The organism is Streptomyces colonosanans, from assembly GCF_001866645.1.
GTDB classification, from domain to species: domain Bacteria; phylum Actinomycetota; class Actinomycetes; order Streptomycetales; family Streptomycetaceae; genus Streptomyces; species Streptomyces colonosanans.
This window is the reverse complement of the sequence record NZ_MLYP01000007.1, coordinates 162,274-187,200: the sequence shown is the minus strand read 5'-3', so window position 1 is coordinate 187,200 and position 24,927 is coordinate 162,274. Positions and strand designations below refer to the sequence as shown.

Below are 24,927 nucleotides of genomic sequence, written 5' to 3'. Positions count from 1 at the left end.
CCTCATGGTGCGGGGTTTTCTGCATTTACGGCTCTTTTCCACTCGTTTAGGCTCGCACCCATGCGCTACGACCTCGTCATCTTCGACAACGACGGCGTCCTTGTCGACAGTGAGCCCCTCTCCAACACGCTCCTCGCCGCCTACCTCACCGAGCTGGGGCACCCCACCACGTACGAGGAGTCCCTCCGCGACTACATGGGCTCCGCCATGCACCGCATCCACGAGCTCGTCCAGGAGCGGACCGGACAGCGGCTGCCCGACGACTTCGACGACGTCTTCCACGCACGGGTCTTCGCCGCGTTCGAGCGGGAATTGAAGCCCGTGACCGGGGCCGAGGACGTACTGGAGAAGCTCTCCGCAGACGACGTGCCCTACTGCGTGGCCTCCTCCGGAAGCCATGAGCGGATCCGGGTGGGACACCGCACGACCGGGCTCGACCGATGGTTCGACGACGGACGCATCTTCAGCTCCGAGGACGTGGGACGAGGCAAGCCGGCCCCGGACCTCTTCCTGTACGCCGCCGAGCGGATGGGGGTCGCGCCCGAGAAGTGCGTGGTCGTCGAGGACAGTCCGCTCGGTGTGCAGGCCGCCCTCGCCGCGGGAATGGACGTCTACGGGTTCACCGCGATGACGCCCGGCGCGAAGCTCGCCACGGCCAGTCAACTCTTCTCCCGCATGCAGGAGTTGACTGACCTGCTGGGATGAACCCGGCGTGACCTCGGGCACCGGCCCGCCACTGACATGTGTCACGCCAGGCTCCGGACGATCGTTTCTACCACCGCACCCGGTCCGACCGCGAAGCTGAGTGCATGACGACGAACACGGCTCCCCAGCGCCAGAGCAAGAAGAACAACTTCGCGCCGCTGATCATGGACGTGGCGGTGCCCGTCGGGTCGTACTACCTGTTCAAGAACGGGTTCGGGATGGGCACGCTCATGGCGCTCGGCCTCAGCAGCGTCGTACCGGCTGTGCGGACGGCGTGGGGTGCGGTCAAGGAACGCAGGGTCAACGGGCTTGCCGCACTCATCCTCTTCGTGAACGTCGTCGGACTACTGCTCAGCTTCGTCGCCGGCGACCCACGGCTGATGCTCGCCAAGGACAGCGCGGCCGGCAGCGCGATCGGGATCGGGATCCTGGTCTCCGTCGCCCTGGGGAAGCCGATGATGACCGCCGCGCTGAAGCCCTGGCTCGTGAGGGGTGACACGGTCAAGGAGGCCGCCTTCGCGCGGCTGCAGAGCGGGTCCACGGCCTTCCGGCGGGCCGAGCGGGTCTTCTCCCTCGTCTGGGGCGTGGTCCTGTTCGCCGAGTGCGTGGTGAAGGTCCTGGGCGCCTACACCGTTCCCGTGGACACGATGGTCTGGCTCGGCTCGGTCATCATGGTCGTCGCGCTGGTCCTGGGCTTCCTCGTCAGCGGTGCCCTCGCCGCCGGCCCCATGGTGGGCATGCTCGCCGCCGAACTGAAGGCCGCCGCCGACCGCCCTGCCGAGGCGCCCACGCCCGCCTTCGCTCGGTAAAGTTGAACAAAAATCATCTTCGGCTGGATCTACCCAGCGGTAGACCGGGGCCCTACGCTCGCCGCCATGACAGATGTGCTGCGGCGCGGTAGGGCCTCTCTTGCGTTCAGCTTCTTCGCCCAGGGCGCCACCTTCGCCCTGCTGGTGACCCGCATCCCGGCCATCCAGCACCGGTACGGGATCTCCGACGCGCTGCTGCCCGTCATCCTCGCCGCCGTACCGATCCTCGCCGGTGTGGGCAGCGTGACCACCGAGCAGCTTGTCAAGCGCGTCCGGCCCAGCCGGCTGCTGCGCTGGTCGCAGCCCGTCGTGCTGCTCGCCCTCCTCGCCGTCGGGTCCGGTGACCGCATGGCCGAAGTGGGGATCGCACTGGCCGTGTTCGGGCTGGCCGTGGGTGCGCTGGACGCCTCCATGAACATGCTCGGGGTGAGCCTCCAGCGGTCCTACGGGCGAAGCATCATGCTCGGTTTCCACGCCGCGTACAGCCTCGGCGGAATCTTGGGCGCCTCCCTCGCGTGGGTGGGCGCCCACTGGCATCTGGCGCTGTGGGTGTCGTACCTGCCGGTCGTTGCGGTACTGCTTCCGGCCACCTTCGTCGGCAGTCGGTGGTACGTCGACGGGAGCGTGTCCGCGGCGGACGCCCAGGAGGCGAAGGCCGGCCCGGTGGCTTTCCGGCTGCTGCTGCCGCTGTGCCTGGTGATGACCTTCGCGTACATCGGGGACTCGACCGTCTCCAACTGGAGCGCCAAGTACCTTCAGGACACGCTCGGGAGCTCGGAGCAGCTGGCGACCGTTCCGTACAACGTCTACATGGTCACCACGCTGCTTGGGCGGTCCATCGGGGACTTCGGGGTGCGGCGCTTCGGGGCCGCGGCCGTCGTACGGCTCGGGACGCTGGTGGCGGCCGCCGGGTTCGCCGTGGTGGCCGGAGCACCAGGAGCATGGGTCGGGATGCTCGGGTTCACTCTGCTGGGCCTTGGGCTGTGCGTGCTCGTACCGCAGACCTTCGCTGCCGCGGGACGCCTGTTCCCCGGGGCTTCGGACACGGCCGTGGCGCGCCTCAACATCTTCAACTATGTGGGCTTTCTGGTCGGTTCGCCCCTGGTGGGGGCGCTCGGAGACGCCTGGAGTTACCGGGGCGCCATGCTCATACCGATGGCGTTGGTCCTGGTGACGCTGGTGTATGTGCGCTCGTTCGCGCCCGCGGCGGACCGATACGGTGACGACCATGAGCGGTCGCGCACAGCTGATGTGGGACGAGGCGGTAACGGGGTATGACTTCGGTCCGAACCATCCGATGGACCCGGTCCGGCTCGCGCTGACCAGGAGGCTCGTCGAGGCCCTCGGGCTCGACCGGGACATCGAGGTGATCGCGGCGAAGCCCGCCGGCGACTCGACGCTGCGGCTCGTGCACCGTGAGGACTACGTTCAGGCGGTGAAGGCCGCGTCCGCGGACCCCGCGGCGGCCGACCCCTCGTACGGGCTCGGAACCCTGGACGATCCCGCCTTCGCCGGGATGCACGAGGTGTCCGCCCTGATCGCCGGGCAGTCCGTGCGGGCGGCCGAGGCCGTGTGGCGGGGGGACGCCCTGCACGCCGTGAACTTCGCCGGCGGGCTGCACCATGCGATGCCGGGCGCCGCGTCCGGGTTCTGCATCTACAACGACGCCGCGCTCGCCATCGCCCGGCTGCTGGAGATGGGCGCGGAGCGGGTGGCGTACGTGGACGTGGACGTACACCACGGGGACGGGGTCCAGGCCGCGTTCTGGGAGGACCCCCGGGTCCTGACCATCTCCCTGCACGAGCATCCGCGGACCCTCTTCCCGCAGACCGGGTGGCCGCAGGAGACGGGCGCCCCGAACGCGGAGGGCAGCGCGGTGAACGTGGCGCTGCCGGCCGGGACATCGGACGCCGGGTGGGTGCGGGCCTTCCACGCCGTCGTGCCGGAACTGGTCGCCGACTTCCGGCCCCAGGTACTGGTCAGCCAGCACGGCGCCGACACCCACTTCGAGGATCCGCTCGCGCACCTCGCCGTCTCGCTGGACGCGCAGCGGGCCGTGCAGACCGCGTGCCACGACCTTGCGCACCGGTACGCCGAGGGGCGCTGGGTCGCGCTGGGCGGGGGCGGGTACGCGGTCGTGGAGGTCGTACCGCGCTCATGGACGCATCTGGTGGCCATCGCGGCGGGGCGCCCGATCGCACCGGAGACCGTGATCCCCGACAGCTGGCGGCAGGAAGCCTTCGCCCGCACACAGCAGTTGGCACCGGCCCGGATGACAGACGGGCGGTGGCCGGTGGCGTACGCGGACTGGGAGGCGGGGTACGACCCGGCGGACCGGCTGGACCAGGCGGTGCTCGCGGCCCGCAGGGCGGCGTTTCCGCTGCGCGGGCTGCTGGCCTAGCCCGTCGCGCCCTCTCCCACCCCCGATCGGCGCGCAGGATCGCACGATTACGCCGACTGTGGGGTGTTTCCCGCGTTCTGCCCGTGCGGTTGCTGCGGTTGGGTCAGCATCGCTGACGTGTTGAGCTCCGGAGCGCTGCGTGCGCATCTGCTGGCCGCCCGGCTGGCCGGGCCCGTGGCCACCTCGCGCGAGGAGAGCCTGCGCAGCTATCGGCTCTTCGCCGCCCGCGACCCCCGCGTGCTGATCGGACTCGATCCCGAATGGACATGGGGGCATCGGGATGTGGTCGAGCTGATGGCGCACAAGTGCGGGGTCTCGGCCGATCCTGGACATACATCCGGCCAAGATGTGATCGATCCCGAGCGCACACTGGAGGCCCTCGACGCCTTCGCCGAGCGGATCGCCGCCGTCGCGCGGGACAGGGCACCGGTCCTGCTGGGCACCGGCCACCCGCACCGGCTGCTCGGTTTCTACGTCGCGCTCGCGGACGCCCTGTCGGCGGCGGGATGTAACGTCCTCACCCCGGCGCATGGTCGCTGTGTCGACATAACGACCCGGTTCGGTCTACGCATGTACAACCTCGATTACGTACGAGGAGTCGCATTCGTACGCAAACCGGGGCGCGGAACCGGCGGTTGTGAGCCCGGCGCACACACGCACTCGCCGCTCCCGGTTCGTATCGCGCTGGCCGCCGCCGCGGAGGCCGGCGGGCCGCTGCCGGAGCTGGTCATCGGCGACCACGGGTGGGTCTGCGGGGCAGGTCAGCTGGGGTTCGAGACGATCGGGCTGGCCGATACGGACGATCCTGCGCTCTTCGTCGGGGAGGCAGAGGGGCTGGTGTCCGTCGTCGTTCCACTTGATGACGCTGTGCGGTCTTCTTACTACCGACCGCTTACTCGCTATGTACTCAATCGAGCGTGTCTGTCACAGTAGGCGGCGGATGCCATCCCCTCTTCCCCACTTGCATCACCCGCCCCTAGTCTGGGGAGTGAGCACGCAACGACGAAGAGTCACCGGGAGGGGAAGCCGGTGGCCGTCGAGTGCGGAAGGTTCAGGTGTGTCATGGCTGCTGCTGGCGAGAGGCCTCTGAACGAGGTCCAGTTTCTGACCGTGGCGGAAGTCGCCTCGGTGATGCGCGTGTCGAAGATGACCGTGTACCGGCTGGTGCACAGCGGTCATCTGCCGGCGATCCGGGTGGGGAGGTCCTTCCGGGTGCCGGAGCAAGCGGTTCACGAGTACCTCCGCGAAAGCTATGTGGGGGTGGAGACGGCCTGACGGCGGCCCGGTGAGGCCCTCTGTGGCCTCCCGGGTCACCTCGATTACGACCTCAGCGCTCGGGCGGGTAGGCTAGCCCCTCGTAGGTCGTGTGGGCCCATGGCGCCCAGCACTGAGTGATGAGAAGTGAGCGAGGGTAGTCGTGGGCTCTGTTATCAAGAAGCGGCGCAAGCGGATGGCCAAGAAGAAGCACCGCAAGCTGCTCAAGCGCACTCGCGTTCAGCGTCGCAACAAGAAGTAAGGCGCCGCCCCGCAAGGGGCGTCCTTGCCGGATTGCGTGAGAGCGCAGCAATGGCCCCCCACCATCGGTGGGGGGCCATTGCCGTCTGTGTGTACGCCTGTGGGGCAAATGGCTTGCTCTGATCGTGCGTACGGGGGTGCCGTCACTTCGTGCATCGGCCGGTCATCACAGCGCAACACCGACCCGCTAAGTTGGCCGCACACGGGGAACGCGGCAGAGTGACCGGCAGGGCCGTGTCCGTGTCTGGACGCCATGCGACGGACGGGAAGAAAGGCGCTGATCTTGGGGAAGGTCGTGCTCGTGACCGGGGTGGCTCGCCGGCTCGGGGGCCGGTTCGTGCGACGGATCCAGCGTGACCCGGAGGTCGAGCGGGTCCTCGGGGTGGACGCGATCACGCCCGAGCACCATCTGGGAGGCGCCGACTTCGTCCGGGCCGACATCCGCCAGCCCACCATTGCCCGTGTGCTCGCCGAGTACTCCGTCGACACGGTCGTCCACATGGATGTGACCGGCACTCCGCTGGGCAGCGGCAGCCGGGCAACGGTCAAGGAGACCAACGTCATCGGCACCATGCAGGTGCTGGGCGCCTGCCAGAAGTCACCGACCGTCAAACGGCTGGTGGTGAAGTCCAGTACGAACGTGTACGGTTCCGCGCCCCGCGATCCGGCCGTGTTCACCGAGACGACCCCGCCCAAGTCCCTGCCCAGCGGGGGCTTCGCCAAGGACACCGTCGAGGTCGAGGGGTATGTACGGGGCTTCGCGCGGCGCCGGCCCGATGTCGCCGTCTGTGTGCTGCGCTTCGCCAACATCCTCGGCCCGGGCGCCGATTCGCCGCTGGCCTCGTACTTTGCGCTGCCGGTTCTGCCCACCGTCTTCGGCTATGACCCGCGGTTGCAGTTCGTGCACGAGGACGACGTGATCGAGGTGCTGCGGATCGCCTCGCACGAGCCGCGGCGCGGCACGCTCAACAGCGGCACGTTCAATATCGCGGGCGACGGCGTGCTCCTGCTGTCGCAGTGTGCGCGGCGGCTGGGGCGACCCACCGTGCCGCTGCTGCTGCCCGTGGTGACCTGGGCCGGTTCGGCGATGCGCACGGTGGGCATGACGGACTTCTCTCCCGAGCAGATCCGGCTTCTCACCCATGGCCGGGTCGTGTCGACCGTCCAGATGCGCGAGACTCTTGGGTACGAGCCGAAATTCACGACCGCGGAGACCTTCGCGGCCTTCGCGCGAAGCCGCGGCCCCGGACTGCTGCCGCCGGAGGCCCTCGCGGCGGCCGTCGACCGGATCGCCGCGCTGCCCGCCCTGGGCGGTGGCCACCCCCCGACGCAGAGCGCCAACTGAGGAGCGCATCAACGATGGCGGACGCCAAGGTCATTCCGTTCGACGACGACCGGTCCCGCGGGGCTGCCGCACAGCGGCCGCAGCGGCGCCGGAGCGCGGGGAGCCGACGCAAGGGCGAACCCGCGGTGGTCCGCGAGGTCCAGCCCCTGCCCGGCAGGGCGGTCCCGCAGGATGATGGTCCCGTGGCAGGCGAGGAGAAGGCGCCGGTCAAGCCGCAGGAGGGCGGCCTGGAGCAGCGCATCGCCGGGGGTCTGGCCTTCTTGCGCCGCCGGCTCACGGGCGACTACGAGGTCGACGACTTCGGCTACGACGAGGAGCTCACCGACCAGGTCCTGATGTCGCTGCTGCGGCCGCTGTACGAGAAGTACTTCCGGGTGGAGGTGAAAGGCATCGACAACATCCCGGAGAAGGGCGGGGCGCTGATCGTCGCCAACCACTCGGGGACGCTGCCGCTGGACGGCCTGATGATGCAGGTCGCCGTGCACGACAACCATCCGGCGGGCCGCCATCTCAGGCTTCTCGCCGCAGATTTGGTCTTCGTGCTGCCGGTGGTCAACGAACTGGCCCGCAAGGCCGGCCACACCCTGGCGTGCGCGGAGGACGCCCAGCGGCTGCTGGAGCGCGGCGAGCTGGTCGGGGTGATGCCGGAGGGCTTCAAGGGCATCGGCAAGCCGTTCAGCGAGCGCTACAAGCTGCAGCGCTTCGGGCGTGGCGGCTTCGTCTCCACGGCCCTGCGCGCCGGGACGCCGATCATCCCGTGCTCGATCGTCGGGGCCGAGGAGATCTACCCGATGATCGGCAACGCGAAGACCCTCGCCCGGCTGCTGGGCTTCCCGTACTTCCCGATCACGCCGACGTTCCCGTGGCTGGGCCCGCTGGGCGCGGTCCCGCTGCCGACGAAGTGGACGATCCAGTTCGGCGAGCCGATCCACACGGACGGCTATCCGCAGGAGGCCGCCGAGGATCCGATGCTGATGTTCAACCTGACGGATCAGGTCAGGGAGCAGATCCAGCACACGCTGTACAAGCTGCTGGTGCAGCGCAGGTCGGTCTTCTTCTGAGCCTTCCGGTCTTTCTGAGCCTTCCGGTCTTTCCGGTACGAGGACGGGGCGCCCCTTGAGCCAGGGGCGCCCCGTCCTCGTACGAGCCCTACTTGTTCTCCTCGCTGTTGATGCCCAGGCCCGGCAGGAGGCCGGGGAGCAGCGGGGGCAGCGTCACGTGTGGGCCGGTCGACGGGCTCTTGCTCGACGACGGTGAGCTGCTGGGGCTGTCCTTCGGCGGGTCCAGCAGGTCGCCTGTGCTGCCGCCGAGCAGGCCGTCGCCGCTCTCGCTGCTGGACGGGGACGGCTGGGGCTCGCCGCTGCTGTGGCTGTCGGTGGGGGAGCCGCTGGTGGCGCTGGGCGCCGGGCTGTCCGTGCCGGTGGTGCCAGTGGAGGCGGCGGGCTCGCTGCTGGCGCCCCGGTGCCGGCCGGGGCCGGTCTGAGGCGGGGCTTGCGGCAGCAGCGACTGCAGCGGGGCGACCTCCTGGTCTATGGCGTCGAAGACCGACGAGACCTGCTGACTGACGTCGCCGAGCTGGACGGGCAGCCGGTCGCGCAGGGCGCCCCAGGTCTCGCGATGGGACTCGGAGAACGCGGACAGGGTCTGGATGGGGCCGAGCGAGCCGTCCCGTTTGTAGGCGTCGTGCAGCAGGCGGTGGCCTTCGGACGCGTCGTGCTGCACGCCGGACAGGGTGTGACGGATCTCGCCGATGGACTCGTGGTCGAGGTGACCGCTGCGGCCGCGCTCCATCAGCCTGCGGGCCTCGTTCAGCCGGGTCGACGCCTGGTCGAGGTAGAGCCGCCCTCGTGCGTTGTCCCCGTCGGCCATGCCGAGTTTGACGTCCTCGATGCCGCGTTTGAGGCCGTAGAGGGAGTCACCGGGCAGGGCGTCGGAACTGGCGGCGGCCACTCCGCCGAAGGAGGCGGCGGCCACACCCACGCTGAGCCCGCCCGCGGCGAGGCCTTGGGTGAGCCGGGTCCGCGGGCGCAACTTCCCCAGCGGGCTCGCCCGGTGAGCGCCCCGGCCCCGATGGGGCCGTTGTTGGGGCACCGAAGGGCCCAGCGCCTCGCCGCCCATCGCCGTGCCCTCCTGCAGCATGGCCTCCATCGCGGCCACCAGCCGCGCGCGCTGGGCGACCTTGACCTCGGGGCTGAGCGTCGGCTTCGGCAGCTCGCCGAGACGGGTCGCGAGGCCCAACAGGCGGGGCTGGTCGGTCCGTTCCGTGGCCGCCGGGGCCGGGCCCGGCCCTCCGGGCCGCACGGCCGCCGTACCCCGGTCGTCGGACTGGTCCTCCAGGGCCTGGGCGAAGGCGTTCGCCCGCCGGTGCGCCGATACGTTCGCGATCACTGGCGGCACCTCCTCTCATCATGACGGTCGGACTCCCCAGGGGATCCTGAGGGTTGCACGCCCGATCGCTGCCACACGATCGAGTGATCGAGGGTAGCCGGGCTGTGACCACAGGGAGCCTGTATCCCGCACAACGAGCGGCTCGGTACTTCGGTTACGGACGAAGGAGGGCCGTCTTGAGAAGTCAACTGCTGGGCGTGAATGGTGAGTTGACGGTCATCGGGTGTGTGGTCGGCTGGGTGCGGGCGCGGGCTGCGACGGGGGCCGGGCGCGGGTGAAAAGGCGGGGCGACGCCGGTGTGCGGCGCGGTGCGGTGCGTGCGGCGGCTCGTGCGCCACCTGGTGCGCCACCTGGTGCGCGGTGTGCGCGGCGGCTCGGTGCACGGAGTGGCGTGTGCGGCGGCTCGGTGCGGGATTGGGCTCTCGCGGGGTTCAGCGGGCGTCTTCCGGCAGGAGCCGGGCGAGGGTGCGGACGGCGCGGTACTGGAGGGTCTTGATCGCGCCTTCGTTCTTACCCATCACACGGGCGGTCTCGGCGACGGAGAGGCCCTGGAGGAAGCGGAGCGTCACGCACTCCTGCTGCTGGGGGTTGAGCCGTCGTACGGCGTCGAGCAGCGCGGCGTTGGAGAGGGACTCCAGGACGGAGTCCTCGGGGGAGCGCTCGACCTCGTTGGCGTCGAGCATCTCCCCGGTGGTCACTTCGAGCCGGAAGCGGCTGGACTTGAAGTGGTCGGCGACGAGGTTGCGGGCGATGGTGACGAGCCAGGCGCCGAAGTCGCGGCCCTGCCAGGTGAAGGTGCCGATCCGGCGAAGGGCGCGCAGAAAGGTCTCGCTGGTGAGGTCCTCGGCGGTCGCCTTGCCCCCCACGCGGTAGTAGATGTAGCGGTACACGGTGTCGCTGTACTGGTCGTACAGGCGTCCGAAGGCGTCCGCCTCACCGGCCTGGGCGCGCTCGACCAGGTCCATCATGCGGGCGCTGTCGCTGTCCGCGGCCGGGCGGCGTGTGGTGGTGGGGGCGGCGGAGCCGGAGCGGCCCCGTCTGCCGCCGACCGTGGTGCTGCCGTCCGCCAGTGCGTAGCACGGGCCGACGGGAGCGGCGGTGGCGAAGGCGGGTACGGCGTACGCGGTGGGGACGAAGCCGCGCAAGAGGTCGCGGACCGCTGCGCGCAGCGTAGCCAGGCCCGAGGTGTCAACCCCGACGTGTGGGTACACGGGACTCCCAGAGGCAGAGCTTCCATCACGTGCAGTACGGGACCGTTCACCCGTCGTGGCGACGGAGGTACCGGAATGCGTCTGAGGAGAATAACGCTTAGTACAGGGCGCACTACACCCAGTTGCTCAAATCATCGATTACGTCGCTTCCGTAACCGATTAGCGCTCGCTCAAATACCGCACAGTGACCACTTGTTGATCGAAAGAGTTCGTCTTCCGTCTGAGTGGGGGGCGTGTTGTGGCCGGGCGTGCAGGAGAGGGCTCCGGAGGAGCGCGGCCCTCGGGGGCCTGAAATCGTGTGCGGAGAGTGAGGGGCCGGGGGGTCGGAATAACCCGAATGGCCTAGTGTCCCCGGCAGGCGACACGCCTGCCCTGTCCGCCGCCGGGTCGCGCCCGCGCAGCGGCGGCCGTAGGTGCCCCGCCCCGGTAGGGGCCGTCAGCGGCGGCGGCGGTGCAGGGCGATCGCCGCTGCCGTGCCACCCGCCACCGCGCCCACGCCGGCCGCCGCGGGCAGGCCCACCTTCGCCGCCTTGCGGGCCGTGCGGTAGTCGCGCAGTCGCCAGTCGTAGGTGCGGGCGTGCTTGCGGAGCTTCGCGTCCGGGTTGATCGCGTAGGGGTGGCCCACCAGCGACAGCATCGGAATGTCATTGTGGGAGTCGCTGTACGCCGCGCAGCGGGAGAGGTCCAGGCCTTCTGCCGCCGCCAGCGCGCGTACCGCCTCCGCCTTCGCCGGGCCGTGCAGGGGTTCGCCCACCAGCCTGCCCGTGTACACGCCGCCGATCGACTCCGCCACCGTGCCCAGCGCCCCGGTCAGCCCCAGGCGGCGGGCGATCACCGTGGCGATCTCGACGGGCGCGGCCGTGACGAGCCACACCCGCTGGCCCGCGTCCAGGTGCGCCTGTGCCAGCGCCCGCGTACCCGGCCAGATCCGCTCGGCCATGTACTCGTCGTAGATCTCCTCGCCGATCGACATCAGCTCGGCGACACGGTGGCCCTTCACGATCGACAGCGCCGAGTCCCGCGCGTCCTGCATGTGCTCGGGGTCCTCCACCCCGGCCAGCCGGAACCACGCCTGCTGCCACGCGAACTTCGCCAGGTCGCGCGTCTCGAAGAATTTCCGCTTGTAGAGGCCGCGGCCGAAGTGGAACAGCGCGGCACCCTGCATCACGGTGTTGTCCAGGTCGAAGAACGCGGCGGCTCTGTCGTCGCCGAGGACCGGGAACTGAGCCTCCTGGTCGGAGGCGTCCTGCGAGTCGGCGTCCTGCGACGACTTGCGCGCCGCCTCCGCCGAGGCCTCGCCTGCCAACACGCTCCGCGCCGTGGCGGAGCGCCTACGGGAAGTGAGCCATCCGAGAGCGGCCATGCCGTGAGCATAGCCATTCTGTTCGGTGCTTCCGGAGCCGAGAGGTTTGGAGGCTGTGAACACAGCGTGACCGTGTCGTTGAGGAAGCCGGAAAGGAGCCGCCCCACAGGGAACCGTCCCGTCGGCGTGGCGGCCGGGGTGCCCTTCAGGGCCGGTCGGAACCGGTTGCGGTCGCCCGGGGTGCCGGGGATGGCCGGTCGGGGTGTCGTTGTGGGCCGAACGGTCCCCTCTTTTTTCCGTCCACTGGAGCGAGAATGGCCGACATGAGTCCCATCTTTCGGCGGGGGTCCGCCCAGAACGCCCGGAATGCGCAGGCTGCTCAGGGGCACCTCGTCACCCTCATCGGGAAGCCCGGATGTCATCTGTGCGATGACGCACAGATCGTCATCGAGAGGGTCTGCGGCGAGCTCGGCGTCCCCTGGGAGAAGAAGGACATCACCCAGGACGAGGAGCTCCACCGCGAGTACTGGGAGCAGATCCCGGTCGTGCTGGTCGACGGCGCGCAGCACACCTTCTGGCGTGTGAACGAGGACCGGCTGCGCAAGGCCCTCATCTAGGGCCGGCTGCCTCGCGAGGTCGGGTCCCGGCCTGACCGGGCAGTCCGAGTAGTCCGGAAAGTCACTTAGGATCGACGGCGATCGGTCTCGGGGGCGTGGATTGTTGAGGAGAGTGTGCGGTTTTGCCCCCAAGATGCAAGGGACGGCTGCGCCTGCGCGCCGGTTCCGTATCGGAGTGCCGGGTGCGCGTGACCCCGGTCACGTTGGCCGGGCAAATCGGACACAATCTTTGTGCACACGTTCACAAAGACATAGCCTGCATTCGACGGGGCGGTCTGGGGACGTATGACCGCCTACAGCCCCGCTCTACCCGCAGGAGCACCGTGGCAACTGGCCGAACTCACCGACCGGCGACCCGCAGCCGAGGGATTCCCGAGGCCACCGTCGCCCGGCTTCCGCTGTACCTCCGAGCCCTGACCGCACTGTCGGAGCGCTCGGTGCCCACGGTCTCCTCCGAGGAGCTGGCCGCCGCCGCGGGGGTCAACTCCGCGAAGCTGCGCAAGGACTTCTCCTACCTCGGTTCCTACGGGACCCGGGGCGTGGGTTACGACGTCGAGTATCTCGTGTACCAGATCTCCCGCGAGCTGGGCCTGACCCAGGACTGGCCGGTTGTGATCGTCGGTATCGGTAACCTCGGCGCGGCGCTGGCCAATTACGGCGGGTTCGCCTCCCGTGGTTTCCGGATCGCGGCGCTCATCGACGCGGATCCGGCGATGGCCGGGAAGCCGGTCGCGGGCATCCCGGTCCAGCACACCGACGACCTGGAGAAGATCATCAAGGGCCACGGGGTGTCGATCGGTGTCATCGCGACCCCGGCCGGTGCCGCCCAGCAGGTCTGCGACCGCCTCGTGGCCGCGGGTGTGACGTCCATCCTGAACTTCGCGCCGACCGTGCTGTCCGTCCCGGACGGCGTCGACGTGCGCAAGGTCGACCTCTCCATCGAGCTGCAGATCCTCGCCTTCCACGAGCAGCGCAAGGCCGGCGAGGAAGCCCTGCCCGACGGTCTGCCGGCCTCCGCTGCCGCGGCCCGGGAGAACACCGACAAGGGGCCCGACGGGGATGTCCCCGCCGTGATGCCGGCATGAGTCTTCTCGTCGTCGGGCTGAGCCACCGCAGCGCTCCGGTCAGCGTCCTTGAACGGGCCGCGCTGGCCATGGACGCCCGGGCCAAGCTGATCCAGGACACGGTCGCCGCCGAGCCGGCCACCGAGGCCGCGGTGCTCGCCACCTGCAACCGCATCGAGCTGTACGCCGACGTGGACAAGTTCCACGCCGGTGTCGCCGAGCTGTCCACTCTCCTCGCCCAGCACAGCGGGGTCGGCCTCGACGAGCTGACCCCCTACCTCTACGTGCACTACGAGGACCGGGCCGTCCACCACCTGTTCTCGGTGGCCTGCGGGCTGGATTCCATGGTCGTGGGCGAGGGGCAGATCCTCGGCCAGATCAAGAACTCCCTGGCCGCCGCGCAGGAACGGCACACCGCCGGCCGGCTGCTGAACGACCTGTTCCAGCAGGCCCTGCGGGTCGGCAAGCGTGCCCACTCCGAGACGGACATCGACCGTGCCGGGCAGTCGCTGGTGACCTTCGGCCTGGAGCAGCTGTCGTCCGGTACGCCGGTCGAGACCTGGGCCAAGGGCAAGCGCGCCCTCGTGATCGGCGCGGGCTCCATGTCCTCGCTGGCCGCGGCGACCCTCGCGCGCGCCGGCGTGTCCGAGATCGTGATCGCCAACCGCACCATGGAACGCGCCGAGCGGCTCGCGCAGATCCTCACGGAGGCGGACGACACCGACGTGCTGGCGCGCGCCGTGCCGATGGAGATGGTGCCGGACGAGCTGACCCGTGCCGACGTCGCGGTGTCCTGTACGGGCGCGACCGGTCTGGTCCTCACGGCCCAGACGGTTGCCACCGCGCTGGAGGGACGCGTGGACGGGGCGGTGCCCCCGTTCGTTCCCGCTCCGGGTGCCACGTCCGCCCGCACCACCGACACTTCCGCCGCCGGTCCTCGTGCGGCTGACGCCCGTACGGCCGACCGGCCCGCGGGCACCGAGGACGACTGCCCGCTGGACCTGTCCGCCGTGCAGGGCACCGCCGGGTTCTCGGTGCTCGGCGAGGCCGCCGTCGCCGGGATGGCGACCGCCGAGCTGGAGCAGCACGCCGCCTGGGTGGACAAGGGTGCCGAGGAGCCGCGTGGCGGCCGTGCCACCGCCGGTGCCGCCGTGCTCGACCCGGAGGCCGACGCCGACGTGATCACCGCGTTGGTCGCGACCGTCGCCACCACCGGCCGAATCCCCGAGCGCCGTCGCCCCGAACCCGTTGAGATCCCCCGCCCCGCGCCCGTGCTCGCGCTGCTCGACCTCGCGATGCCGCGGGACATCGACGCGGCCGTGCACCGGCTGCCCGGGGCGCGGCTCGTCGACATCGAATCGCTTGCCGAGGCGTCCGCGGACGCTCCGATGGCCGCCGACGTCGACCGGGTGCGGCGGATCGTCTCCGACGAGGTCGCCGCGTTCGGTGCCGCCCTGCGCGCCGCGCACATCACGCCCACCGTCGTGGCGCTGCGCACGATGGCCGCCGACGTGGTGGCGGGCGAGATCGCGCGCCTGGAGGGACGGCTGCCCGGCCTTGACGCCAAGCACCGCGCCGAGATCACGCAGACCGTGCGGCGCGTCGTCGACAAGCTGCTGCACGCGCCGACCGTACGGATCAAGCAGCTGGCGGCCGAGCCCGGCGGCGCCGGGTACGCGGACGCGTTGCGCACCCTGTTCGACCTCGCCCCCGAGACGATCGACTCCGTCACCCGGGCCGAGGACACCGAGAACGACACGACCACCGAGAACGCCAAGAACCGAGGGCGAGCATGAGTGAGCAGGCACTGAGGCTGGGGACCAGGCGCAGCAAGCTGGCCATGGCCCAGTCCGGTCAGGTCGCGGACGCCGTGACCAGGGTGACCGGACGGCCCGTGGAGCTCGTGGAGATCACGACGTACGGCGACATCTCCCGCGAGCACCTCGCGCAGATCGGCGGCACCGGTGTGTTCGTGGCGGCCCTGCGCGAGGCGCTCCTGCGCGGCGAGGTCGACTTCGCGGTGCACTCCCTCAAGGATCTGCCGACCGCGCAGCCGGAGGGCCTGATGCTGGCCGCCGTGCCCGTGCGTGAGGACCCGCGTGACGTGATCGTGGCGCGTGACGCCCTGAAGTTCACCGACCTGCCGCGCGGGGCCCGCATAGGCACCGGCTCGCCGCGCCGCATGGCGCAGTTGAACGCATACGCGCGCACCCACGGCCTCGACATCGAGACGGTCCCGATCCGGGGCAATGTCGACACGCGCATAGGATTCGTCCGGGACGGAGAACTGGACGCGGTGGTCCTCGCCGCGGCCGGACTCAACCGCATAGGGCGCATCGACGAGGTGACCGACTTCCTGTCGGTCGACATGGTTCTGCCCGCCCCCGGCCAGGGGGCACTGGCGATCGAGTGCAGGGCGGGGAACACCGCCCAAGACACTGCTCTGATCGCCGCGCTCGCCGAGCTCGACGACCCCTTCACCCGGGTCGCCGTGACCGCCGAGCGGTCCCTGCTCGCCGCCCTGGAGGCCGGTTGCAGCGCCCCTGTGGGCGCGTTGGCCGACCTTCCCCCACTCTCGGCTCCGCTCGAGCGGGGGGACCCCCAGGCCGACGGGCAGACTGTCAAGGAAATGCGCCTGCGCGGCGTCGTCGGTGCGACCGACGGCTCGACGCTGGTGCAGCTGTCCACCACCGGTCCCGTGCCCGAGACGCACGACCAGGCGATGGCGCTCGGTCGCGAACTCGCCGCCGAGATGCTTGCCAAGGGCGCGGCCGGTCTGATGGGGGAGCGAGCACATTGAGCCCCACCACCCTTCCCACCGGCCTTGACCACGGGCACGTCACCTTCCTCGGTGCCGGACCCGGGGATCCGGGACTTCTCACACTGCGCGCCGTGGAGGCGCTGGCGAACGCGGACGTTCTCGTCGGCGAGCACGAGGTGCTCGACGTGGTGCGCACGCATGCCAGGGCCGACGTCGCCGTCCTGACCACGGACACGGACCCCTTCACGGGTGCGCATCCGGGCACGGGCACGCCCCAACTAGCGGTCGTCGGCGGTGAGTCGACAACCGCTGGTGTCCCTGTGTCGAGGGATGCCGCACATCTTGTCATGGAGGCATCGCGGGGCGGCAAGCGGGTCGTCCGTGCGGTGACCGGAGACCCGGGCCTGGACGCGTACGCGGCCGAGGAGATGCTGGCGTGCGTCACCGCGGGCGTTCCCTTCGAGGTCGTTCCAGGCATCGCCACCGCCGTGGGCGTGCCCGCGTACGCGGGTGTGCCGCTGCGGGGCGCGCAGGGTGCGGACGTACGGTTCGTGGACGCGCGGACCGCCTCGGAGCGCTGCTGGACCGAGGTCGGTGCCTCCGACGGCACGGTTGTGGTCTCCACGACCCTGGACTCGGTGGCCGCCGCCGCCGGGGAACTGGTGGCCGCGGGCCGCAAGCCGGACACCCCGCTGACGGTGACGATCGCCGGTACGACGACCCGGCAGCGCACCTGGTCCGCGACGCTCGGCTCGATCGCGCAGACGCTGAAGCAGGCGAAGGTCCTGCCCTCCCCCGAGGGCTGTCGGCCGGTGATAGCCGTGGTCGGTGAGCGATCCGCCGCGCAACGCGACCAGCTGTCGTGGTTCGAGAGCAAGCCGCTGTTCGGCTGGAAGGTCCTCGTCCCGCGGACGAAGGAGCAGGCCGCGTCGCTCTCCGACCAGCTGCGGTCGTACGGCGCCGTGCCGCACGAGGTGCCGACGATCGCCGTCGAGCCGCCCCGTACGCCCCAGCAGATGGAGCGGGCGGTCAAGGGCCTGGTGACGGGCCGGTACGAGTGGATCGCGTTCACGTCGGTCAACGCGGTGAAGGCGGTCCGGGAGAAGTTTGAGGAGTACGGCCTCGACGCGCGTGCCTTCGCGGGTATCAAGGTGGCCGCGGTCGGCGAGCAGACGGCGAAGGCACTGGTGGCCTTCGGTGTGAAGCCGGACCTGATCCCGTCCGGGGAGCAGTCCGCCGCCGGTCTGCTGGAGGACTGGCCGCCGTACGACCCGGTGTTCGACCCGATCGACCGTGTCTTCCTGCCCCGCGCCGACATCGCCACGGAGACCCTGGTCGCCGGTCTGATCGAACTGGGCTGGGAGGTCGACGACGTCACGGCGTACCGGACGGTTCGCGCCTCGCCGCCGCCGGCCGAGACCCGCGAGGCGATCAAGGGTGGCGGCTTCGACGCGGTCCTGTTCACCTCGTCGTCCACGGTCCGGAACCTGGTGGGCATCGCGGGCAAGCCGCACAACGTGACGGTGATCGCCTGCATCGGCCCGGCGACCGCGAAGACGGCGGAGGAGCACGGCCTGCGCGTCGACGTCATGTCGCCCGAGCCGTCGGTCCACAAGCTGACGGAGGCGCTGGCGGACTTCGGCCTCAGGCGGCGCGCCGCCGCGCTGGAGGCCGGGGACCCGGTGACGCGGCCGAGCGAGCGGAGGCCGGGGGCGCGGAGGCGTCGTTCGACCACCTGACCGAGCGGCACGCCCCTCGCGTGGCGTGAGCTTGGCCGCCTTCGGCTCATGGACGGAAGGGCGCCCCCGGTTCGGGGGCGCCCTTCCGTGCATGGCGGAGGAAGTTCCCGCCGAGCCGGCCGTGCCGCCGCGTATCGGGTGGGTTCGGGCCGCGCAGGCCGCCACGGCCGGTGTGATCCGTTCGCAATACAGGGGGCCGCCAACGGGCCTAGCATGCGCCCATGTTGCCGAACGTGGACACGGACGACGAGCTGAGAGCGGTGATCTCGGACGAGGCGGTGCTGCGTCCGGCCGTCGAGGATCTGGTCGCCCGACTGGGGCTCAGCGGCTTGTCGTTGCGGCGTTTCGACGACGGTTCCCTGCCGGTGTACGCGCTCGGGGGTGATCTGGTCCTGAAGCTGTATCCGGGGTTCGAGGTGGCCGAGGCCGTCCGAGAAGCGCGGGTGCTGGCCCATCTGTGGGGTCGACTGCCGGTGCCCACACCCCGGGTGTATGCGGCGGACGAGTACGTGAACGGCTGGCGGTTCGTGCTGATGTCCCGGCTGTCCGGCCTGAGCCTTGCCGAGGCCTGGCCGCGGCTCACGGAGGCCGAGCGGGACCGGATCGTGACGGAGGCGGCCGAGGCGTTGGCCGCGCTGCACGCGATGGACCACAAGCAACTGGCGGACGTCGTGGGCCCGTCGGACTGGGACGGGTTCCTGCGCCGCCAGCGGGCCGGTGTGTTCGAGCGCCACCAGGCCGCCGGTCTGACCGAGCCCTGGCTGAGCCGGATCCCCGAATTCCTGGACTCCGTGACCCTCCCCGCGTCCATCGAACTCGCCCTTTTACATACGGAGTTCATGCGCGAGCACCTGACCGTCGAGCTGGGCGACGGCCGTCGGCTGACCGGGCTGTTCGACTTCGAACCGGCGATGATCGGCGACCCGGCGTACGACTTCGTGGGCGTCGGCCTGTTCGTCACCCGCGCCGACCCGCGTCAGTTCGGCCGCTTCTACGAGGCCTACGGGCGCGCCCCGCACGACCCCGACCAGCTTCTCGCGTACACGCTGCTGCACGTGTACAGCAACCTGCCCTGGTACCTGCGGGAACTGCCGGCCCCGGCCGAACCACGCCTCGACGCGCTTGCCGAGATGTGGTTCGGCACGGATGGGTAGCGGCGCCCGCGGCGGCTATGCCTTGCGGCCGATGGCCGCGTACACGTTGATGTCGGCGTCGGTGACGTCGTTGATGTCGCGGTAGCGGACCTTTTCGATGTCGTCGAGGGTGGCGAGGAAGGCCGGGTCCACAGCTTCCGGGGCGGGCGCCGCACTGTCCTGCTGCCAGTGGTGGACCGGGACGACGCCCGGCTCGTCCAGTGTCAGGCCGGGGGGCTCGGTGAAGAACCGGGCGACCTCGTCCCGGGAGCGCAGCACGAAGGTGAAGCCGCGCTCGGTGTAGGTGCGTTGGACCGCGCGAATGCTCTCCGGGTTGAGGTCCTCGGTGAGATGGCTGAGGACGACCCGGCTGCCGGACGGCAGCGCGTCCACCAGGTCGCGCACGATCGGGTACGCCTCCTCGTCCTCGACGAAGTGCAGGATCGCCACCAGCACGAGCGCGACGGGCTGGCCGAAGTCGAGGGTCTTGGCGGCGTGTTCGAGGATCTGCGCCGGGTTCTTGAAGTCGGCGTCGAGGTAGTCCGTGCGGCCCTCGGGGCCGCTGACGAGCAGAGCGCGGGCGTGCGCCAGGACGACGGGGTCGTTGTCGACGTAGACGACCCTCGCGTCGGGGGTGATGCGCTGGGCGATCTGGTGGACGTTCTCCGCGGTCGGCAATCCGGTGCCGATGTCGAGGAACTGGCGGATGCCGTCCTCCTTCGCCAGCCGGGTCACCGCGCGGCGCAGGAAATCGCGGTTGTGGCGGACGTCGAGGTACCCGCGCGGATTGGCGGCGAGCGCGGCGGCGGCCGCGGCGCGGTCCACCGGGTAGTTGTCCTTGCCCCCGAGGAAGACGTCGTAGACGCGTGCCGGATGGGCCTTGGCGGTGTCGATCCGCTTGCTCAGCTCGGCCGGGTCGTGGCTGAGCGCATCGCCGGGCATGGGAGTCTCCCTGGGGGATCGGTCATTCGAACGGCAACCAATGTGCTGGCCAACAACCTAACTTTCAGGAGCACTTGATGGTGCTCGTCCATGACTCTCGGGTTCTTGGGCTCTTGGGGCACTGGGAGCGTCTCTTCGGTCTTCCTGGATCAGCCCGTGGCGTCCGGCGCGGTGCGTTGCAAGCCGGAGGTCGACCTCTCCCGCGCCCTCCTGTCCCGCCTCACGGAGGGCGCCGCGACGATGACCACGACGCCGGCGGCGATGTCGGAGTGGGGCCGTGCGTGGGAAGGGGGGTCGCCTCCGGGGGCGGAGCGGGAGCGGCTGTTGCGGGAGTGGGCGGGCTAGAGCCTCCGATTCAGCCCGCCGCGGGAGCGGTCGAGTCCGTCACCTGTCGCACCGCTTCCGCCGGCAGGTCGAACGCCTCCCAGGTCAAGAAGATCGACGCCGACCTCCGCCTGTCGGGGCACTAGAAGTCCAGACCGCGCGACAGCAGCGGCAGATGCCGTTCGTACAGGGCTGCCAGGTCCTCCTTGCCGTCGCCCTCCACCCAGTGCCGCACGAGGGTGGTGAACACGGCGACGATGGCGGCGGCCGCGCACTTGACGTCCAGGTCGGTCGTGCTGCGGCCGGTGCGCTCGGCGATGCTCGCGGCGATGCCTTCCTCGCTGCGCTGCTGCTCGGCCACCTGGCGGGCCCGGATCGCGGGGTCCGTGAAGGAGATGCGGGTGCGCAGGAGCAGTTCGTCGCGGTCCTGTTGCAGCATCTCGCCCATGGGGCCCCGCAGGGAGTTGAGGATCGCTTCCACGATCGGCTCGTCGGCGGGGCGGGCCCGCAGCGCCTCGGCGAGTGCGGGGTCGTACTCGTCCTGCATGACCACGTCTTCCTTCGTGGGGAAGTACCGGAAGAACGTGCTCGGCGAGACCTCCGCCGCCTCCGCGATCTGGTCGACCGTGGTCGCCTCGTACCCGTGCTCGGCGAAGAGGCGGTAGGCCTCGCGCCGGATGCGCTCGCGGGTCTTCTGCTTCTTGCGCTCCCGCAGGCCGAGGGGTGCGGCGGAGGTCTCGTGGGTCGTCATGCGACAAATTCTCCGTGCTCCGGGGCCGCCTCGGCCACCGTCGGGGAGGTAGTGGACCGGCTGGACCGGCCGGGGAGGAAGAGCGCGGCCAGGCCCGCGCCGAGCAGGGCGATCACCCCGCATGCCATCAGGACCAGGTTCATCCCGTGGACGAAGGCCTCGTGCGCCGAGGCCGCGAGGGCCGCGTCGTGCAGTTGCAGTGCCACCGCGTCGGCGCCCGCGACCGAGTCGCGGGCCGCGTGTGCCGCCTGGGCCGGCAGGCCGTCGGTGTGGATGCGGGCCAGGTAGCCGTAGCCGAGCAGGCTGCCGAGGCCGGCGATGCCGAGGACGGCGCCGAGCTGCTGGACGGTCTCCAGGAGGCTGGTGCCCGACCCGGGGCGGTCGGCGGGCAGCGCCCCCATCACCAGGCTGGTCGCCGGCACCACCGCGAGACCGAAGCCGAGGCCGGTGAGGGAGAGCCACAGCGCCGTGACGCCGTAGCCGTCCGAGGCGTCCGTGGCCGCGCCGAGCAGGACGCCGGTTGCGAGCGCCAGCAGGCCGAGCGGTACGACGGTGCGGGCGCCGAACCGCGGGACCAGGGACTCGCTCGCCGCGGCCGATGCCATCAGGCCGCCGATCAGGGGCAGGACGCGGATGCCGGTGCCGAAGGAGTCGTGGCCGAGCACGGACTGCAGGTACTGCGGGAGCACGAACAGGATGCCCATCACCGCGAAGTTGACGAAGACGGCGATCAGCGTGCCCCAGAGGAAGCGGCGGTCCGCGAACAGCCGCAGGTCGACGATCGGGTGCGCGTGACGGCGCTCGCGCAGCACGAAGGCGATCAGGAGTACGAGTGCTGCGGCGAGCGAGACGATGACGCCCGGGCCGGTCCAGCCGTCCTGCGGGATGAGGATCGTGCCGTACACGAGCGCGGTGATGCCGAGGCCGCCGAGGACGGTGCCGAGGGCATCGAAGGCGGCGGTGCGTGGGCGGTTCGTGTCGCGCGGCAGCAGCCACAGCCCGGCGGCCAGGGCCAGCACGGCGACGGGCGCGTTGAACAGGAAGACGGAGCCCCACCAGAAGTGGTCGAGCAGCCAGCCGCCGACCAGCGGGCCGACGGGCATGCCGAGCGCAGTGGCGGCGGTCCAGACGGCGATGGCCTTCGGCGTCTCCTCCTTGCTGAAGATGCGTGGCAGCAGTGCCATGGACAGCGGCATGATCGCGGCGGCGCCGAGGCCGAGGACGGCCCGGGCCGCGATGACCGCCCCGGGTGAGGAGGCGAGCGTGCCGCCGAGCGACGCGAGGCCGAAGAGGGTGATGCCGGCCAGCAGTAACCGCTTGTGGCCGTAGCGGTCGCCGAGCAGGCCGACCGGGAGCATCGCCACCGACAGGGTCAGCAGATAGCCGCCGCCGATCCACTGCAACTGCGAGCTGTCGGCGTGGAGTTCGCCCGCGATGGTCGGCAGGGCGACGTTGATGACGGTTCCGTCGAGGCCGACGATCAGCACGCTCAGGGTGAGGGCGGCGAGGGCGAGCCAGCGGCGGGGCGACCGGGAAAGGGCAGGTGCGGACATATGGACCCTCCAAGAGGAAGCAATCTGATGAGAGATTACCGCCAAATGGGAGTCCACTGTCAATAAATAGTCGTCTCTCGATTTGCTGGGTTCGAGGGGCGCCCTGCGACGCAGGGGGCGGGGAGGGCGAGGGTCGCGGGGGTGGAAAAAGGCGGGGTCCGGCCCGACGCCGCGTCGGCAAAAGGACCCTTGTCGCGGGCGTAGCGTAGGTGGCATGACGAAGTACGGATCCTTCCCCGGTGCCCGTCCCCGGCGGCTGCGTACGACGCCCGCCATGCGCCGCATGGTCGCCGAGACCCGGCTCCATCCGGCCGACTTCATCCTTCCCGCCTTCGTGCGGGAGGGCGTCAGCGAGCCCGTGCCGATCGCGGCCATGCCCGGCGTTGTGCAGCACACCCGCGACAGCCTGAAGAAGGCCGCGCTGGAGGCCGTGGAGGCCGGGATCTCCGGGATCATGCTGTTCGGCGTGCCGGAGGAGTCGAAGAAGGACGCCCTCGGGACCGCGGGGACCGATCCCGACGGGATTCTCCAGGTCGCGCTGCGCGATGTGCGCGCCGAGGTCGGGGACGAACTGCTCGTCATGTCCGACCTGTGCCTGGACGAGTTCACCGACCACGGTCACTGCGGTGTGCTCGACGCCGACGGCCGGGTCGACAACGACGCCACGCTGGAGCGGTACGCCGAGATGGCGCAGGTGCAGGCCGACGCGGGGGCGCACGTCGTGGGTCCCAGCGGGATGATGGACGGTCAGATCGGCGTCATCCGCGATGCGCTGGACCAGATCGGGCGCGAGGATGTCGCCGTCCTCGCCTACACCGCCAAGTACTCCTCCGCCTTCTACGGGCCCTTCCGGGAGGCCGTCGGTTCCTCGCTGCAGGGCGACCGCAAGACCTACCAGCAGGACCCCGCCAACCTGCGCGAATCGCTGCGGGAGCTGGCCCTCGACCTGGAGGAGGGCGCCGACATGGTGATGGTGAAGCCGGCCGGTCCCTATCTCGACATCCTCGCCCGTGTCGCCGACGCCGTGGACGTGCCCGTCGCCGCCTACCAGATCTCCGGCGAGTACTCGATGGTCGAGGCTGCCGCCGAGAAGGGCTGGATCGACCGGGACCGGGCGATCATGGAGACCCTGACCGGCATCAAGCGGGCCGGCGCCCGCAACATCCTCACCTACTGGGCCGTCGAGGCGGCGCAGAAGCTGGGCTGAGCCGCGCCTTCGCCGCAGGGCCCCTTCAGTCACCTGGAGGGGCCCTCGTCGCGTCCGCCCCGACCGTGCTGGCGAACCCGTCAGCGCCGGGAGCGGCCGACCATCTTCCGAGTGGCCCCGGTTCGCCGCAGCGGGCACCATCAAGTCGCCCTGAGAGTTACGTTGTTGACCATCAGTCGCACCTCTCAGGGAGACGCCTCATGCCCGGTGATGCCCTCAGCCACGACTCCGCCGAGGTGAGCAAAAGGATCGACACCACCAAGCCCCACCCGGCCCGGGTCTACGACGTCCTCCTCGGCGGCAAGGACCACTACCCGGTCGACCGGCAGGCGGCCGCCGCGGCCATGGCCAACCACCCCCGCGGCTTCCTCACCGCCCGGCACAACCGGGACTTCCTGCGCCGCGCGGTCACCACGCTCGTCAAGGAAGAGGGCATCCGCCAGTTCCTGGACATCGGCGCCGGCCTTCCCACCGCGGAGAACGCCCACCAGATCGCCCAGCGCATCGCCTCCGATTCGAGGGTGGTGTACGTCGACAACGACCCGATCGTGCTCGCGCACGCGCGCACCCTGCTCACCAGCGGCCCCGAGGGGCGCACCGACTACATCGACGCCGACCTGAAGAACCCGGCGCACATCCTGCGCGAGGCGGCCCGGACGCTCGACTTCGACCGGCCCGTCGTGCTGTGCATGGTGGCGGTGCTGCACTTCATCGAGGACGAAACCGCTTACGGCGTCGTCCAGGAGGTGCTGGACGCGCTGCCCCCGGGAAGCTGGCTCGTCCTGAGCCACCTGGCCGACGACCTCAACCCTGAGGAGACCGCCAAGGTGGCGCGGTCGTTCCAGAAGAGCGGGCTGACCTTCGTGCTCCGGTCACGCGAGAAGGTGGAGCGGTTCTTCACCGGCAACGGGCTGACTCCCGCCGAACCGGGCGTGGTTCCCGTCCACCGCTGGCGGCCCGACGGCGCGGCGCCCGTGCTCCCGGCGCCGGACCCCGAGCGCCTCGCGTCCCTGGAGTTCATCGACCGGATCAAGTACCACGACATCAACGACGTCACGGACGCCGACATCAGTGTCTACGCGGCGATCGCGCGCAAGCCCTGACGGCCCCGAACCACTCAGGGTCCTGCGCCGGGCCGCCACCGCTGTCGGCGATGACG

24 protein-coding genes are annotated in these 24,927 nt (G+C 70.5%); 18 read left to right on the top strand and 6 right to left on the bottom strand.

Translation table 11 applies throughout. From position 1 onward, the window contains the following. Positions 1-60 precede the first annotated feature (60 nt). From BIV24_RS03815 to BIV24_RS03780, 9 genes are all read left to right on the top strand, one after another. Positions 61-705, top strand: a complete 645-nt coding sequence (locus BIV24_RS03815) for an HAD family hydrolase (protein ID WP_071364680.1) — start codon at positions 61-63, stop codon at positions 703-705. Positions 706-809: 104 nt separating this feature from the next. After that, a complete protein-coding gene (locus tag BIV24_RS03810; protein ID WP_071364679.1) occupies positions 810-1,514 on the top strand; it encodes a VC0807 family protein in 705 nt (234 codons plus the stop codon). A gap of 66 nt (positions 1,515-1,580) precedes the next feature. Beyond that, the gene (locus BIV24_RS03805; RefSeq protein WP_079167977.1) at positions 1,581-2,792 is read left to right on the top strand and encodes an MFS transporter; all 1,212 of its coding nucleotides are present in this window, start codon (positions 1,581-1,583) and stop codon (positions 2,790-2,792) included. After that, complete coding sequence (locus tag BIV24_RS03800) at positions 2,743-3,915, top strand: acetoin utilization protein AcuC (RefSeq protein WP_071364677.1); 1,173 nt, start codon at positions 2,743-2,745, stop codon at positions 3,913-3,915. Before BIV24_RS03805 ends, BIV24_RS03800 begins: the two co-directional genes overlap by 50 nt. A gap of 117 nt (positions 3,916-4,032) precedes the next feature. Next, entirely contained in the window at positions 4,033-4,848 is an 816-nt protein-coding gene (locus BIV24_RS03795) for a phosphatase (protein WP_071364676.1), read from the top strand. Positions 4,849-4,977: 129 nt separating this feature from the next. Beyond that, positions 4,978-5,190, top strand: coding sequence for a helix-turn-helix domain-containing protein (locus BIV24_RS03790; RefSeq protein ID WP_004984898.1), 213 nt, complete (start codon positions 4,978-4,980; stop codon positions 5,188-5,190). A gap of 142 nt (positions 5,191-5,332) precedes the next feature. Beyond that, positions 5,333-5,431 (top strand): 30S ribosomal protein bS22, encoded by a 99-nt coding sequence (locus BIV24_RS31215; RefSeq protein ID WP_003948845.1) that lies wholly within the window; start codon positions 5,333-5,335, stop codon positions 5,429-5,431. A 282-nt stretch (positions 5,432-5,713) separates the two neighbouring features. After that, a complete protein-coding gene (locus BIV24_RS03785; RefSeq protein WP_071364697.1) occupies positions 5,714-6,775 on the top strand; it encodes an NAD-dependent epimerase/dehydratase family protein in 1,062 nt (353 codons plus the stop codon). A 14-nt stretch (positions 6,776-6,789) separates the two neighbouring features. Next, a complete protein-coding gene (locus BIV24_RS03780) occupies positions 6,790-7,836 on the top strand; it encodes a 1-acyl-sn-glycerol-3-phosphate acyltransferase (RefSeq protein ID WP_071364675.1) in 1,047 nt (348 codons plus the stop codon). A gap of 88 nt (positions 7,837-7,924) precedes the next feature. Here BIV24_RS03780 and BIV24_RS03775 read toward each other — a convergent pair whose 3' ends face one another. The 3 genes from BIV24_RS03775 to BIV24_RS03765 form a co-directional block, all read right to left on the bottom strand. Beyond that, on the bottom strand, positions 7,925-9,163 hold the full coding sequence (locus BIV24_RS03775) for a DUF5667 domain-containing protein (RefSeq protein WP_071364674.1): 1,239 nt from the start codon (positions 9,161-9,163) through the stop codon (positions 7,925-7,927). Positions 9,164-9,594: 431 nt separating this feature from the next. Further along, positions 9,595-10,374 (bottom strand): ECF subfamily RNA polymerase sigma factor, BldN family, encoded by a 780-nt coding sequence (locus tag BIV24_RS03770; protein ID WP_071364673.1) that lies wholly within the window; start codon positions 10,372-10,374, stop codon positions 9,595-9,597. A gap of 436 nt (positions 10,375-10,810) precedes the next feature. After that, positions 10,811-11,737 (bottom strand): HAD family hydrolase, encoded by a 927-nt coding sequence (locus BIV24_RS03765; RefSeq protein WP_079167981.1) that lies wholly within the window; start codon positions 11,735-11,737, stop codon positions 10,811-10,813. Between the two features lie 254 nt (positions 11,738-11,991). Here BIV24_RS03765 and BIV24_RS03760 point away from each other — a divergent pair, with 254 nt between their 5' ends. The 6 genes from BIV24_RS03760 to BIV24_RS03735 all read left to right on the top strand — a co-directional run bounded on the left by BIV24_RS03760 (position 11,992) and on the right by BIV24_RS03735 (position 19,012). Beyond that, positions 11,992-12,294: a glutaredoxin family protein gene (locus BIV24_RS03760; protein WP_107459184.1), complete on the top strand. Its 303-nt coding sequence runs from the start codon at positions 11,992-11,994 to the stop codon at positions 12,292-12,294. A gap of 323 nt (positions 12,295-12,617) precedes the next feature. Further along, entirely contained in the window at positions 12,618-13,379 is a 762-nt protein-coding gene (locus BIV24_RS03755; protein WP_071364671.1) for a redox-sensing transcriptional repressor Rex, read from the top strand. Beyond that, on the top strand, positions 13,376-15,154 hold the full coding sequence (locus BIV24_RS03750; RefSeq protein ID WP_071364670.1) for a glutamyl-tRNA reductase: 1,779 nt from the start codon (positions 13,376-13,378) through the stop codon (positions 15,152-15,154). Before BIV24_RS03755 ends, BIV24_RS03750 begins: the two co-directional genes overlap by 4 nt. After that, positions 15,151-16,158 carry a hydroxymethylbilane synthase gene (hemC, locus tag BIV24_RS03745; protein WP_071364669.1) on the top strand — a complete coding sequence of 336 codons (1,008 nt, stop codon included), beginning with the start codon at positions 15,151-15,153 and terminating at the stop codon, positions 16,156-16,158. The genes BIV24_RS03750 and hemC overlap by 4 nt, the downstream gene beginning before the upstream one ends. Continuing rightward, the gene (locus BIV24_RS03740) at positions 16,155-17,858 is read left to right on the top strand and encodes a bifunctional uroporphyrinogen-III C-methyltransferase/uroporphyrinogen-III synthase (protein WP_071364668.1); all 1,704 of its coding nucleotides are present in this window, start codon (positions 16,155-16,157) and stop codon (positions 17,856-17,858) included. Before hemC ends, BIV24_RS03740 begins: the two co-directional genes overlap by 4 nt. Before the next feature lie 221 nt (positions 17,859-18,079). Beyond that, complete coding sequence (locus BIV24_RS03735) at positions 18,080-19,012, top strand: phosphotransferase family protein (RefSeq protein ID WP_071364667.1); 933 nt, start codon at positions 18,080-18,082, stop codon at positions 19,010-19,012. A gap of 15 nt (positions 19,013-19,027) precedes the next feature. Here BIV24_RS03735 and BIV24_RS03730 read toward each other — a convergent pair whose 3' ends face one another. Continuing rightward, entirely contained in the window at positions 19,028-19,933 is a 906-nt protein-coding gene (locus BIV24_RS03730) for an SAM-dependent methyltransferase (protein WP_071364666.1), read from the bottom strand. A 90-nt stretch (positions 19,934-20,023) separates the two neighbouring features. Between BIV24_RS03730 and BIV24_RS03725 the strand changes: the two genes are divergently transcribed. Further along, entirely contained in the window at positions 20,024-20,278 is a 255-nt protein-coding gene (locus BIV24_RS03725; RefSeq protein ID WP_071364665.1) for a hypothetical protein, read from the top strand. A 121-nt stretch (positions 20,279-20,399) separates the two neighbouring features. Here BIV24_RS03725 and BIV24_RS03720 read toward each other — a convergent pair whose 3' ends face one another. Beyond that, on the bottom strand, positions 20,400-21,008 hold the full coding sequence (locus BIV24_RS03720; protein ID WP_071364664.1) for an acyl-CoA-like ligand-binding transcription factor: 609 nt from the start codon (positions 21,006-21,008) through the stop codon (positions 20,400-20,402). Beyond that, the gene (locus tag BIV24_RS03715; protein ID WP_071364663.1) at positions 21,005-22,561 is read right to left on the bottom strand and encodes an MFS transporter; all 1,557 of its coding nucleotides are present in this window, start codon (positions 22,559-22,561) and stop codon (positions 21,005-21,007) included. The genes BIV24_RS03720 and BIV24_RS03715 overlap by 4 nt, the downstream gene beginning before the upstream one ends. A 214-nt stretch (positions 22,562-22,775) precedes the next feature. Here BIV24_RS03715 and hemB point away from each other — a divergent pair, with 214 nt between their 5' ends. Beyond that, on the top strand, positions 22,776-23,768 hold the full coding sequence (gene hemB, locus BIV24_RS03710; protein ID WP_071364662.1) for a porphobilinogen synthase: 993 nt from the start codon (positions 22,776-22,778) through the stop codon (positions 23,766-23,768). A gap of 200 nt (positions 23,769-23,968) precedes the next feature. Then, complete coding sequence (locus BIV24_RS03705) at positions 23,969-24,871, top strand: SAM-dependent methyltransferase (protein WP_071364661.1); 903 nt, start codon at positions 23,969-23,971, stop codon at positions 24,869-24,871. Positions 24,872-24,927 lie beyond the last annotated feature (56 nt).

Coding starts and splice junctions, on each gene's coding strand:
- BIV24_RS03750 (WP_071364670.1), top strand. CDS start 13,376: ATGAGTCTTCTCGTCGTCGGGCTGAGCCACCGCAGCGCTCCGGTCAGC.
- BIV24_RS03720 (WP_071364664.1), bottom strand. CDS start 21,008: ATGACGACCCACGAGACCTCCGCCGCACCCCTCGGCCTGCGGGAGCGC.
- BIV24_RS03780 (WP_071364675.1), top strand. CDS start 6,790: ATGGCGGACGCCAAGGTCATTCCGTTCGACGACGACCGGTCCCGCGGG.
- BIV24_RS03735 (WP_071364667.1), top strand. CDS start 18,080: ATGTTGCCGAACGTGGACACGGACGACGAGCTGAGAGCGGTGATCTCG.
- BIV24_RS03705 (WP_071364661.1), top strand. CDS start 23,969: ATGCCCGGTGATGCCCTCAGCCACGACTCCGCCGAGGTGAGCAAAAGG.
- BIV24_RS03715 (WP_071364663.1), bottom strand. CDS start 22,561: ATGTCCGCACCTGCCCTTTCCCGGTCGCCCCGCCGCTGGCTCGCCCTC.
- BIV24_RS03760 (WP_107459184.1), top strand. CDS start 11,992: ATGGCCGACATGAGTCCCATCTTTCGGCGGGGGTCCGCCCAGAACGCC.
- BIV24_RS03765 (WP_079167981.1), bottom strand. CDS start 11,737: ATGGCCGCTCTCGGATGGCTCACTTCCCGTAGGCGCTCCGCCACGGCG.
- BIV24_RS03800 (WP_071364677.1), top strand. CDS start 2,743: ATGAGCGGTCGCGCACAGCTGATGTGGGACGAGGCGGTAACGGGGTAT.
- BIV24_RS03810 (WP_071364679.1), top strand. CDS start 810: ATGACGACGAACACGGCTCCCCAGCGCCAGAGCAAGAAGAACAACTTC.
- hemC (WP_071364669.1), top strand. CDS start 15,151: ATGAGTGAGCAGGCACTGAGGCTGGGGACCAGGCGCAGCAAGCTGGCC.
- BIV24_RS03730 (WP_071364666.1), bottom strand. CDS start 19,933: ATGCCCGGCGATGCGCTCAGCCACGACCCGGCCGAGCTGAGCAAGCGG.
- BIV24_RS03815 (WP_071364680.1), top strand. CDS start 61: ATGCGCTACGACCTCGTCATCTTCGACAACGACGGCGTCCTTGTCGAC.
- BIV24_RS03805 (WP_079167977.1), top strand. CDS start 1,581: ATGACAGATGTGCTGCGGCGCGGTAGGGCCTCTCTTGCGTTCAGCTTC.
- hemB (WP_071364662.1), top strand. CDS start 22,776: ATGACGAAGTACGGATCCTTCCCCGGTGCCCGTCCCCGGCGGCTGCGT.
- BIV24_RS03725 (WP_071364665.1), top strand. CDS start 20,024: ATGACTCTCGGGTTCTTGGGCTCTTGGGGCACTGGGAGCGTCTCTTCG.
- BIV24_RS03790 (WP_004984898.1), top strand. CDS start 4,978: ATGGCTGCTGCTGGCGAGAGGCCTCTGAACGAGGTCCAGTTTCTGACC.